An 11,746-nucleotide genomic window follows, 5' to 3' on the forward strand; every position below is an offset into this window, starting at 1 on the left:
TTTTGCTGACTATTCATGCCGCGCCGCTGGTTCTGCCGGTCGGCGGGGCGCCGGTGCCGGGCGGTGCGGTCGTCGTCGACGGCAACCGGATCGCGGCCATCGGCCCGTACGAGGAGCTGGCGGCGGACCGTCCGCGGGCCCGCGTCCGGCGCTGGCCCGGTGTTCTGACGCCCGGCTTGCGTCAGTGGCACGGCACCTGGCTGCTGAAGCGCTGCTACCACCCCGACCCGCGGGAGGCCGACGAGCTCGGTGAACTGCCGCTGTCCGGAGCGGAGCTGGAGGCGCTGGAGCTGGACGGTGCCCGCTGGGCGGGCAGCGTGCGCCGCGGTCTGCAGCGGATGCTGCGGCACGGCACCACGGCGCTGGCGGTCACTCTGAACGAACCGGTCGTACGTACCGCGGTCGTCCGCTCCGGCCTGACCGTCGTCTCCACGGTGGGCGCCCCGGGAATCCTCGCCGAGGGTCCGGATCTCGACCCCTTCGTGGCGGGGCATGACCTCGCGGGCTCCGTGCACGCCCCACTGGTCGTCGGCGCCCGGGCCGACTTCGCCGTGTTCGACGTGGCGGACGAGGCCGCTCTGCAGGCCACCGGCGCCGGGAGTTGCGTGGCCACCGTCCTCGACGGGCGGCTCGTCCACCGGGCGCGCTGACTGATCACCGAGGACAACTGGATGTTCCCGCCCGCAGAGGGCTGGGCCGTCGACCGGGTGAAGGACTTGGACCTGGCCGCCCTGCTCGAACCCTGATCCCGCCCGACCGGCACAATGGAGCCGTGACCCGAGCATCCCTGGACAAGCAGCCGCACGAAGTCGCCTCGATGTTCGACGACGTGGCGGCGAACTACGACCTCACCAACGATGTGCTCTCGCTCGGCCAGGACAGGCTGTGGCGCAGGGAGGTCGCGAAGGCGGTGGACGCCCGCCCGGCGCAGAAGGTCCTCGACCTGGCCGCCGGCACCGGCACATCTTCGCTGCCGTTCACCGTCACCGGCGCGTATGTCGTGCCGTGCGACTTCTCCCTCGGCATGCTGCGCGAGGGCAAGAAGCGCAACCCCTGGCTGCCGCTCACCGCGGGCGATGCGACGAAGCTGCCGTTCCGCGACGATGTCTTCGACGCCGTGACGATCTCCTTCGGGCTGCGCAATGTGCAGGACACGGACACGGCGCTGCGCGAGCTGTACCGGGTGACCAAGCCGGGCGGGCGGGTCGTGATCTGTGAGTTCTCGCAGCCGACCTGGGCGCCGTTCCGGACCGTGTACACCGAGTATCTGATGCGGGCGCTGCCGCCGGTGGCGCGGGCGGTCTCGTCCAACCCCGACGCGTACGTCTATCTCGCCGAGTCCATCCGCGCCTGGCCCGACCAGGCGGGACTGGCGAAGCGGCTGCAGCAGGCCGGCTGGTCCAAGGTCGCGTGGCGGAATCTGACGGGTGGGGTGGTGGCGCTGCACCGCGGCACCAAGCCCGCGACCCCGTCCGTGTCCCAGTCCCAGTAAGCCTCGATGAACTACCAGTCCGTTCTGGAACGGATCGCTCAGGACGTCACACAGCAGGTCGGCAGCGGCAGACCCGCCGAGTACATCCCGGCACTCGCCTCCGTCGACCGGCACCGCTTCGGCATGGCCCTCGCGGATGTGGACGGCAAGGTGTACGGAGTCGGGGACTGGCAGCGCCCCTTCTCCGCCCAGTCGATCACCAAGGTATTCACGCTCGCGCTGGCGCTGGCCCAGGGCGGCGACAGCCTCTGGGAGCGGGTCGGCCGTGAGCCCTCCGGCAACCCCTTCAACTCGCTGGTGCAGCTGGAGTACGAGAACGGGATCCCGCGCAATCCCTTCATCAACGCGGGCGCGCTCGTCGTCACCGACCGCCTGCAGACCCTGACCGGCGACGCGAGCAGCGAGCTCCTGGAATTCCTGCGACAGGAGAGCGGGAACCCGGAGCTGGCCTTCGACGCGGAGGTCGCCGAGTCGGAGTCCGCGTTCGGTGACCGCAACGCCGCCCTGGCCCACTTCATGGCCTCCTACGGCAACATCACCAACCCCGTCCCCACCCTCCTCGAGCACTACTTCTGGCAGTGCGCGATCGAGATGAGCTGCGCCGATCTGGCCCTGGCGGCCCGCTTCCTGGCCCGCCACGGGCTGCGCGCCGACGGCTCTCGCCTGCTGACCCGCAGCGAGGCCAAGCAGATCAATGCCGTGATGCTCACCTGCGGCACGTACGACGCGGCCGGAGAGTTCGCCTACCGCGTCGGACTGCCGGGCAAGAGCGGCGTGGGCGGCGGGATCGTCGCGGTCGTGCCGGGGCGCTGCACGCTGTCCGTATGGAGCCCGGGCCTCGACGAACGCGGCAACTCGGTGGTGGGCGTGGCGGCGCTGGACCGCTTCACGACGCTGACCGGGCTCTCGGTCTTCTAGGGCGCCGCGGAGAAGGACCGGAGACCGAGGCTCGTGCCCCGAATCGGCGTGTACGAGCGGCGAGTTGACGGGAACCGGCGGGCGGGGAAGATGAGTCAGTTGTTTACGACTTTCTTATCTCCCCGTCCCCGCCTGTCACCTCGGAGTGCTCCCCATGGCGTCGTACTGCCCGCATTGCGGAAACCCATCCCCGGATGAGGCGCGCTTCTGTATGAAATGCGGGCGTGAGCGGCTGCCGGAAGCCTCGGCGGCGCCGCCGCCCGCGATGCCTCCGGCGGCCGCCCCCGCCGCGCTTCCGGCTCTTCCCCCGGCCCTGCCCGCCGCTCAGCCGGCCGCGCCCGCCTACGCGCCGGTGCCCGCTCAGCCGTCGCCCGTCGGGGCGTTCCTCGGCCGGGCGTTCCGCGGTGACTGGCTCGCTTCGGCGAAGGCCGCCGCCTGGCCGGCCGGACTGCTGCTGGCGCTCGCGGTGGCGCTCGCCATCCCCTCGTACGGTCAGGACGACGAGGTCGTCGTCGGCTGGAGCGACCGGCTGCGGATCGCGCTCGCGATGCTGCTGCAGGCGTTCGGCGGCGGCTTCGAAGTGAAGGCCACGGACAGCTCCTCGCCGTTCGGCTCCGGCGGCTCGGGCTCCGGGTCCTACGGCGGCGGTTCCTCGGACGGGATGTACGGCGACGGTTCCGGATTCCCCGGCACCTCCGGCTCCGGCTCCTCGGGATTCTCCGACTCGGGCATGGACGCGATCGCACAGGGCAGCGCCTCGCTCTCGCTGGTGCCGCTGACGGTGACCGTGCTGTGGATCGGCGCGCTCTTCCTGGGTGCGCGGATGCTGCGTACGAGGGGTGCCGGGCTGGAAGCGGCCGTCCGGATCTCGGTGTTGGCCACCGGCGTGGTGCTGGTACTCGGCCTGTTCGCACAGCCGGAGATCGAGGGCGTGGAGATCTCCTCGTCCCCGCTGCTTGCCGCGCTCGGCGCGCTGGCGATCTCGCTCGCGGTGACCGCCGGGGTGCTCCAGCGCGACGACCTCGCCGCGTGGCTGGCGCAGCGGCCCGCCGCCCGGTCGACGGTGCGCGCCCTGGGGACGGCGGTGCGGGCGCTCGGCGCCGTCGTGGCCCTCTGCTCGCTGGTCGGCTTCATCGCGTACGCCAACGCGGACGGCGTGGACGGTACGGGCCTGCTCATCGCGCTGCCGATCCTGCCGAACATCGGCCTGGCGGTGCTCGGGCTGAGCTGGGGCGTACCGGTGAAGTACGACGTCCAGGGCCGGTTCAGCCTGATCGGCTCCGGCACGGAGCACGGCAGTTTCGGTCTTCCGGAGATCAGCGATGTGTGGGGTGGTGGCGCGGTCGCCGGGGCGGTGGCTCTCGGTGTGGTCTGCGCGCTCACGCTCGGTGTCTGGGCGGCCCGCCGCTCGGCGGACCGTCGCGAACAGCTGCTGGCCGGAGGCTTCTCGCTGGGCCTCGTCCTGCTGTTCACGGGCGTGAGTGGGGTCTCCGCCGAAATGGCGGGCGGTATGTCGGACTGGGGCGGCCAGGGCACATCGGAGTTCGCCCCGAGCGTTCCGGATGCGTTGCTGTTCGGCCTGCTGTGGGTGGGTGCGGCGACGTTCCTGGGCCCGTATGTGCTGCGGATGGTGGGTCAACAGGCGGCGGCGGTGCCACTGCCGGCGTACGGGCAGGGCCCGGCGTACATGCCCGGCGCCCCGGCCGCTCCCGCTGCCCCCGCGGCCACCCCGTTCGTGGCTGAGGCGCCCGCCCCGCCCGCGCCCTCTCCGTACGTCCCGCAGCCCCCAGTCCCCGGCGCGTACGACCCGCACACCGTGCAGCTCTCCGCTTCACCGAGCGCTGCCGCGGCTGCCTCACCGGCAGCCGCCGCCCACGATCCCGCCGCCGCGGCAGCCGCCGCCGAACGCAAGCGCAAGGTCCTCGTGTGGACGGCCACCCTCACCGCCGCGTTCGTCATCGGCGGTGGCGCGACGGCCGGGGCGCTGCTGCTGAAGAACAACGACGCGTCCGACGAGGCGAAGAACAAGCAGCCGGCCGCATCGCAGTCCCCTTCCCCGAAGCAGGACCCACAGGCCCCGGCGTCCCCTTCCGCAACCCCGTCCGGCAGTCCCTCCGCCACACCCTCCACGAGCCCGTCGACACCTCCGCCGGGCGGTGCCACGGTCCCGGAAGGCTTTGCGCTGAAGCAGGACCCCGCCGGGTTCACCGTCGCGGTGATGGACGGCTGGAAGCGCCGGCAGTCGGGCAGCCAGGTCTTCTACGAAGCCCCCACGGGCGGTTCGTATGTCCAGATCGGCGTCATCAAGAACACGCCGACGACCTCGTACGAGAACTTCCTCACCCTGGAGAAGAAGCACCTGGAGACTCCCGAGACCCAGTACGAGCGCACGCAGCTGATCCAGAACACGTATCAGGGACGGCCGGGCGCGCTCTGGGAGTTCACCCATGTCCCGGAGCCGGACGAGGGCAGCCTGAAGCGCCATGTCATCGACCAGGCGTTCGTCGCGGCGGACGGCACGGAGTACGCGATCCTTGCCGCCGGCCGCGCCGATCTCTGGGACCCGGCCAAGGACGTGGTCTTCTCGACCGCCCTCAACACCTTCAAAGTGAGCCAGTGAGCCAGTGAGCTAGGGCTGCTGGAGCTCCAGCCGGAACCGGTATCCCTTCTGCTGGGACACCGGCGTCGTGAACGTCTCGGCCAGCTCCATCCCCAGCCGCCGGATCACCGCGATCGAACGCTCATTGCGCGCGTTCACCATCGCCACCACCCGCTCCACCCCGGCCGCCCGTACCCGCTCCAGCGTGGTGCGGGCGGCGGCGGTCGCATACCCCTTGCCCCACGCGGCCCGCGCCAGCCGCCAGCCGATCTCGATCTCGCCGACCGGGCCGAAGGTCTCGTGCGGCCAGGGCTGCGCACCGGTGAAGCCGATGACCTCGCCGTCCTCGTCGAGCATGGTCCAGAAGCAGAAGCCGTGCTCGGCGTCGTGTCTGCGCTGCCGGGCGGTCAGCTCCTCGTAGACGGACAGCTCCGCCGCCTTCCCGCCGTGGAACTCCATCACCTCCGGATCGTTGAAGACCCGGTGCCAGGCCAGGGCGTCCTCGTCGGTGGGCACACGCAGCTGTACGGCGGGGAGCGGCCTGCTCATAGGGGGGAGCCCTTCAGTTTGTGGATCAGTACGCCCCCATAGACTGCACATGTCCTGTGCCATTCGGTACGCAATATCGAGTCTTCGGGAGAACCCGCCGTGACCGAGCCCCTCTCCGAACACACCGCCGATGTGATCGTCGTCGGGGCAGGCCCGGCCGGCTCCACGACCGCGTACTACCTGGCCAAGGCGGGGCTCGACGTCCTTCTCCTCGAGAAGACGGCCTTCCCGCGCGAGAAGGTCTGCGGTGACGGCCTCACCCCGCGTGCCACGAAGCAGCTGGTGGCGATGGGTATCGACATCTCCGAGGAAGCCGGCTGGCTGCGCAACAAGGGCCTGCGGATCATCGGCGGCGGCGTGCGGCTCCAGCTCGACTGGCCGGATCTCGCCTCTTTCCCGGACTACGGACTCGTACGCAAGCGCGACGACTTCGACGAGCAGCTCGCCAGGCAGGCGCAGAAGGCGGGCGCGCGGCTGTACGAGCGGTGCAACGTCGGGGCCCCGATCATCGACGAGCGGACAGGCCGCATCACCGGCGTCAACGCCAAGCTGGGCGAGGAGAAGACCCCGGTCACCTTCCACGCGCCGCTCGTCGTCGCCGCCGACGGCAATTCGACCCGGCTCTCCCTCGCCATGGGGCTGCACCGTCGCGAGGACCGTCCGATGGGTGTCGCCGTACGGACGTACTTCACCTCGCCGCGCCACGACGACGACTATCTGGAGTCCTGGCTGGAGCTCTGGGACCGCCGTGGCCCGCAGGACCGGCTTCTCCCCGGCTACGGCTGGATCTTCGGCATGGGCGACGGCACCTCGAACGTCGGCCTCGGCGTACTGAACACCTCCGCCGCCTTCAAGGAGCTGGACTGGCGCGAGGTGCTGAAGGCCTGGTGTGCCTCGATGCCGGAGGACTGGGGCTACACCGAGGACAACATGACGATGCCGATCCGCGGCGCCGCGCTCCCGATGGCGTTCAACCGTCAGCCGCACTACACCAAGGGCCTGCTGCTGGTCGGCGACGCGGGCGGCCTCGTCAACCCGTTCAACGGCGAGGGCATCGCGTACGCCATGGAGTCCGGCCAGATCGCCGCCGACGTGATCGTGCAGGCGCATGCCCGGCAGACCCCGGCGCAGCGGGAGCTGGCGCTGCACCGCTACCCGAAGATCCTCAAGGACACGTACGGCGGTTACTACACCCTGGGCCGCGCCTTCGTGAAGCTCATCGGCAACCCGAAGGTCATGAAGATCGCGACGCAGCGCGGTCTGACGCACCCGCTGCTGATGAAGTTCACGCTGAAGATGCTGGCCAACCTCACCGACCCGACGGGCGGCGACGCGATGGACCGGATCATCAACGGGCTCTCGAAGGTGGCCCCGAAGGCCTGATACGGCCAGGACCAGGGTGCCGAACTTCTTCCTCGCGGGGGACTACGTACGCACCGGCATGAACCTGGCGTCCGTGGAGGGCGCCAACGAAGCGGCCCGGTACGCCGTCAACGCCCTGCTGGACGCCGATGCCTCGGGCGCCGCGCGCTGCACCACCTGGGGCCGCTACCGGCCGCCGGAGCTGGAGCCGCTCAAGCGGGGGCCCGGCGGCCGCGGCACGACGCGACCGGCGGCACACCCGGGGTGAACGGACGAAGGGCCGCGGCTCCACCCCCGAGCGGGGGAGCCGCGGCCCTTCGAAGCGTGCCGGTCAGTGCGCGGGGCGGTCAGAGAACGCGGACCGCGCCGCTCGCCGGGTAGCCCGACAGGTCCTGGATCACGACGCCCTTGCCGGGGTTGGCGGCGTCGAGGTACTGGCCATCGCCGATGTAGACACCGACGTGGTACGCGGAACCGGCGCCGCCCCAGTAGAGGATGTCGCCGATCTGGAGGTTGCTGGTGCCCACCTGGGTGCCGGCCACCGACTGGTCCTGGGAGACGCGGGGCAGGTCGACGCCGACCTGCCGGAAGGCGGCCTGGACGAGGCTGGAGCAGTCCCACGAGTTGGGTCCGGTGGCGCCCATGACGTAGGCGTCGCCGAGCTGTGCCTTGAGGAAGGCGACGACGGTCGCGGCGGAGCCCGTGGCGTTCGAGGTGTTGGAGGGCGCGGAGAGCGTGGTGCGCTCGGACGACCGGGAGGCGCGCTGTGCCTCGGCGTCGGCGCGCTTCTTCGCCTCGGACTTCTCCTTGGCCTCGGCCTTGCGGTCCGCCTCGGCCTTGGCCTTCTTGGCGGTCTGCGCGGCCTTGACGGCGGCGGCGTTCTCCTGGGCCTGCAACTCGAGGTCGAGCGCGATCTCCTGAGTGGCCTCGGCGGACTGCGAGACGGCGGCGGAGAGCGAGGGGCCGGACGTGAGCGTCGGCATCTCGATGGTCTCGGTCACCGGCTCGGCGTTCGCCGGCCCGGCAGCTCCGGCCACCGCGATGGTGCTGAGGACGCCACCGGCAACTCCGGCCCGAAGCGCCAACTTCGAGGCACTGCGGCGGGGCTTCCGGTGGCTGGGTATGTGAGCGGTGTGGGACATGAGTACAACCGGTATCAAGTACTCACGGTTCCCTTCAAGAAACGTGTGTTGCGCCACAGTTGTGACCGGAACGTCTGAATCCGCTCTGCTCCGGCCTTTATTGACGCCGTAACGGGCAATTCGGGCACGAGCGATCACGGCTGTGATCATGGGCTTTCCGTAAAAGGTCCGAATTGCCTGGCACTTACCATCCCTTCACGCCGATGGCCAAGCCCCCTTTTATTGATGAATGAAGCGAGTGGTGCAGGTCACAGAAAGGTCAACGTCCTGGCGTCCGGCAGCTCGTGAATGCGAGCACGTGTCCACCCGGATCCGCGCGGGTCCCTCGGGTGGGTGAAGCGGAGTCCACTATCACCCGATGCGGCCCATTGCCAATTTGCCTGTACGGGCCATCGCTTGATAGGGCGCATGCCCTCCGACCTGCGGTAACACCACCGGATGTCACGTCTGGTGACCACTCGGGCGCTTCGCGTATGAAGATCACCGCTCATCCGACTTCATGATCGTTCGCCGGGTGGTGGAGATCACAAAGACGTTGTCGTACCCCGTGTCGCAGATCACAGACCGGCAGGCATAGGATGCGGAGCAGTCGGGCTTGTGAACTGCCTCACATGTACACGATCTTCGCGAGGCAGCGAGGCGGATGCCCGGTGCGGTCCAACGGTCAAGGACGACTGGAAGGAGCGAGGAGGGTGAATGCTTACGCGCCCATCCTTGTGCTCGGCGCCCTCGGGGCAGGGTTTGCGATCTTCTCCGTGGTCATGGCCACGCTTATCGGTCCAAAGCGCTACAACCGGGCAAAACTAGAGGCGTACGAGTGCGGCATCGAGCCGACCCCTACGCCGGCCGGAGGCGGCCGCTTTCCCATCAAGTACTACCTGACGGCGATGCTCTTCATCGTCTTCGACATCGAGATCGTCTTCCTCTACCCCTGGGCGGTCACCTTCGACGCCCTGGGGCTTTTCGGGCTCGTGGAGATGCTGCTCTTCGTGCTCACCGTCTTCGTCGCCTACGCGTATGTATGGCGGCGCGGCGGCCTGGAATGGGACTGAGGGGCTGAGGGGCACACCAATGGGAATCGAAGAGAAGCTGCCGAGCGGTTTTCTGCTGACCACCGTCGAACAGGCCGCGGGCTGGGTGCGCAAATCATCCGTCTTCCCGGCGACCTTCGGTCTGGCCTGCTGCGCCATCGAGATGATGACGACCGGCGCCGGCCGCTACGACCTGGCCCGCTTCGGCATGGAGGTCTTCCGCGGATCGCCGCGCCAGGCCGACCTGATGATCGTCGCCGGCCGGGTGAGCCAGAAGATGGCGCCCGTCCTGCGGCAGGTCTACGACCAGATGCCCAATCCCAAGTGGGTCATTTCCATGGGCGTTTGCGCCTCATCGGGCGGAATGTTCAACAATTACGCGATTGTGCAGGGTGTTGATCACATTGTCCCCGTCGACATCTATTTGCCTGGCTGCCCGCCGCGTCCCGAGATGCTGATCGACGCGATTCTCAAGCTGCACCACAAGATCCAGACCTCCAAGCTCGGCGTGAACGCGGAGGAAGCGGCCCGCGAGGCGGAGGAGGCGGCCCTCAAGGCGCTCCCCACCATCGAGATGAAGGGGCTGCTCCGGTGAGTGAGAGCAAGAACACCAACGGTAACAACGTCCCTGCGCCACGGGACGAGTCCGGCGACGTCATCGGCGTACGCAAGGGCATGTTCGGCGCAGGCAACGGCGGCGATACGAGTGGCTACGGCGGTCTCGTCAGGACGGTGACCCTGCCGGGCGCCTCCCACCGCCCCTACGGCGGCTACTTCGACGAGGTCGCCGACGAGCTCGAAGGCGCACTGGAGGAGCAGGGCCTCGTCCCCGAGAACGCCATCGAGAAGACGGTCGTCGACCGCGGCGAGCTCACCTTCTACATCGCCCGCGAGCATCTGCTCACCGTGGCGCAGACCCTGCGCGACGACCCGGCCCTGCGCTTCGAGCTCTGTACGGGCGTCTCCGGCGTCCACTACCTCGAGGACAAGGGCCGCGAGCTGCACGCCGTCTACCACCTGCGCTCGCTCACCCACGGCCGGCTGATCCGCCTCGAGGTCTCCGCACCGGACAGCGACCCGCATGTGCCGTCCCTGGTCACGGTCTATCCGACCAACGACTGGCACGAGCGCGAGACGTACGACTTCTTCGGGCTCATCTTCGACGGCCACCCCGCCCTCACCCGGATCATGATGCCGGACGACTGGCAGGGCTTCCCGCAGCGCAAGGACTATCCGCTCGGCGGCATCGCCGTCGAGTACAAGGGCGCCCAGATCCCGGCTCCGGACCAGCGGAGGTCGTACAGCTGATGTCTGCTTCACAGGGAACTTCCCCCGCTTCCGCCCGCGAGACCACCGAGGGGACCGTATATACGGTCACCGGCGGCGACTGGGACGAGGTCGTCCAGTCCGCGGCCAAGGCCGACGACGAGCGGATCGTCGTCAACATGGGCCCGCAGCACCCCTCCACGCACGGCGTGCTCCGGCTGATCCTGGAGATCGACGGCGAGACGGTCACCGAGGCCCGCTGCGGCATCGGCTATCTGCACACCGGGATCGAGAAAAACCTCGAGTACCGGACCTGGGTGCAGGGCACCACCTTCGTCACGCGCATGGATTATCTGACGCCGTTCTTCAACGAGGCGGCGTACTGCCTGGGCGTGGAGAAGCTGCTCGGCATCACCGACGAGATCCCGGACCGGGCGACGATCATCCGCGTCCTGCTGATGGAGCTCAACCGGCTCTCCTCCCACCTGGTGTGCATCGCCACCGGCGGTATGGAGCTCGGCGCCACCACGATCATGATCTACGGATTCCGGGATCGTGAACTGATTCTCGACATCTATGAGTTGATCACCGGCCTGCGGATGAACCACGCGTTCATCCGGCCCGGCGGACTCGCGCAGGACCTGCCGCCCGGCGCCATCGACCAGCTTCGCGAGTTCGTGAAGACGATGAAGAAGAACCTGCCGGAGTACGACAAGCTCGCCACCGGCAACCCCATCTTCAAGGCCCGTATGCAGGACATCGGCTATCTCGATCTGACCGGCTGCCTGGCGCTCGGCGCGACCGGACCGATCCTGCGCTCCGCCGGTCTCGCCCACGATCTGCGCAAGACCGACCCCTACTGCGGTTACGAGACGTACGAGTTCGACGTCCCGACCGCCGACAGCTGCGACGCGTACGGCCGCTTCCTCATCCGCCTCGAGGAGATGCGGCAGTCGCTGCGCATCGTCGAGCAGTGCCTGGACCGGCTCGAGCCGGGACCGGTGATGGTCGCCGACAAGAAGATCGCCTGGCCCGCGCAGCTCGCTCTCGGCCCCGACGGGCTCGGCAACTCCCTCGACCACATCAAGAAGATCATGGGCACCTCCATGGAGGCCCTGATCCATCACTTCAAGCTGGTGACCGAGGGCTTCCGGGTCCCGGCCGGACAGGCGTACACCGCGGTCGAATCGCCCAAGGGCGAACTCGGCGTCCATGTCGTGAGCGACGGCGGCACCCGCCCCTACCGGGTCCACTTCCGTGACCCGTCCTTCACCAATCTGCAGGCCATGGCGGCGATGTGCGAAGGCGGCCAGGTCGCCGACGTCATCGTCGCCGTCGCGTCCATCGACCCCGTGATGGGAGGCGTCGACCGGTGACAGACATCAGC

11 protein-coding genes and 1 pseudogene are annotated in these 11,746 nt (G+C 69.0%); 10 read left to right on the top strand and 2 right to left on the bottom strand.

The features are described from left to right. Positions 1–2: 2 nt before the first annotated feature. The 4 genes from ACFYXH_RS00450 (at position 3) to ACFYXH_RS00465 (ending at position 5,030) form a co-directional block, all read left to right on the top strand. Positions 3–650, top strand: coding sequence for a hypothetical protein (locus tag ACFYXH_RS00450; protein ID WP_389559370.1), 648 nt, complete (start codon positions 3–5; stop codon positions 648–650). Positions 651–772: 122 nt separating this feature from the next. Beyond that, positions 773–1,492 carry a demethylmenaquinone methyltransferase gene (locus ACFYXH_RS00455; protein WP_389559372.1) on the top strand — a complete coding sequence of 240 codons (720 nt, stop codon included), beginning with the start codon at positions 773–775 and terminating at the stop codon, positions 1,490–1,492. Between the two features lie 6 nt (positions 1,493–1,498). Continuing rightward, on the top strand, positions 1,499–2,410 hold the full coding sequence (locus tag ACFYXH_RS00460) for a glutaminase (RefSeq protein ID WP_389559374.1): 912 nt from the start codon (positions 1,499–1,501) through the stop codon (positions 2,408–2,410). Positions 2,411–2,564: 154 nt separating this feature from the next. Next, positions 2,565–5,030 carry a zinc ribbon domain-containing protein gene (locus ACFYXH_RS00465; protein ID WP_389559376.1) on the top strand — a complete coding sequence of 822 codons (2,466 nt, stop codon included), beginning with the start codon at positions 2,565–2,567 and terminating at the stop codon, positions 5,028–5,030. A 9-nt stretch (positions 5,031–5,039) separates the two neighbouring features. On the opposite strand, the gene ACFYXH_RS00470 is transcribed toward ACFYXH_RS00465, so the two are convergent. Then, on the bottom strand, positions 5,040–5,558 hold the full coding sequence (locus tag ACFYXH_RS00470) for a GNAT family N-acetyltransferase (protein WP_327325401.1): 519 nt from the start codon (positions 5,556–5,558) through the stop codon (positions 5,040–5,042). A 99-nt stretch (positions 5,559–5,657) separates the two neighbouring features. Between ACFYXH_RS00470 and ACFYXH_RS00475 the strand changes: the two genes are divergently transcribed. Continuing rightward, complete coding sequence (locus tag ACFYXH_RS00475; RefSeq protein ID WP_389559378.1) at positions 5,658–6,941, top strand: geranylgeranyl reductase family protein; 1,284 nt, start codon at positions 5,658–5,660, stop codon at positions 6,939–6,941. Further along, a pseudogene (locus ACFYXH_RS00480) lies at positions 6,916–7,188 on the top strand (FAD-dependent oxidoreductase); the annotation flags it as partial. The gene ACFYXH_RS00475 and the pseudogene ACFYXH_RS00480, both read left to right, overlap by 26 nt. Before the next feature lie 79 nt (positions 7,189–7,267). Here ACFYXH_RS00480 and ACFYXH_RS00485 read toward each other — a convergent pair. Continuing rightward, the gene (locus ACFYXH_RS00485; RefSeq protein WP_389559380.1) at positions 7,268–8,062 is read right to left on the bottom strand and encodes a C40 family peptidase; all 795 of its coding nucleotides are present in this window, start codon (positions 8,060–8,062) and stop codon (positions 7,268–7,270) included. 692 nt (positions 8,063–8,754) lie between these two features. Here ACFYXH_RS00485 and ACFYXH_RS00490 point away from each other — a divergent pair. Genes ACFYXH_RS00490 through ACFYXH_RS00505 form a run of 4 tightly spaced genes read left to right on the top strand, consistent with a single transcriptional unit; the run spans position 8,755 to position 11,735 of the window. Further along, a complete protein-coding gene (locus ACFYXH_RS00490) occupies positions 8,755–9,114 on the top strand; it encodes an NADH-quinone oxidoreductase subunit A (protein WP_030494815.1) in 360 nt (119 codons plus the stop codon). Positions 9,115–9,133: 19 nt separating this feature from the next. Beyond that, positions 9,134–9,688, top strand: a complete 555-nt coding sequence (locus tag ACFYXH_RS00495) for an NADH-quinone oxidoreductase subunit B family protein (RefSeq protein WP_327325411.1) — start codon at positions 9,134–9,136, stop codon at positions 9,686–9,688. Next, entirely contained in the window at positions 9,685–10,401 is a 717-nt protein-coding gene (locus ACFYXH_RS00500; RefSeq protein ID WP_389559382.1) for an NADH-quinone oxidoreductase subunit C, read from the top strand. Before ACFYXH_RS00495 ends, ACFYXH_RS00500 begins: the two co-directional genes overlap by 4 nt. After that, positions 10,401–11,735 carry an NADH-quinone oxidoreductase subunit D gene (locus tag ACFYXH_RS00505; protein ID WP_327325413.1) on the top strand — a complete coding sequence of 445 codons (1,335 nt, stop codon included), beginning with the start codon at positions 10,401–10,403 and terminating at the stop codon, positions 11,733–11,735. The genes ACFYXH_RS00500 and ACFYXH_RS00505 overlap by 1 nt, the downstream gene beginning before the upstream one ends. The last annotated feature ends 11 nt before the right edge of the window (positions 11,736–11,746 follow it).

It is taken from the genome of Streptomyces sp. NPDC002730, from assembly GCF_042888805.1.
Classification (GTDB): domain Bacteria; phylum Actinomycetota; class Actinomycetes; order Streptomycetales; family Streptomycetaceae; genus Streptomyces.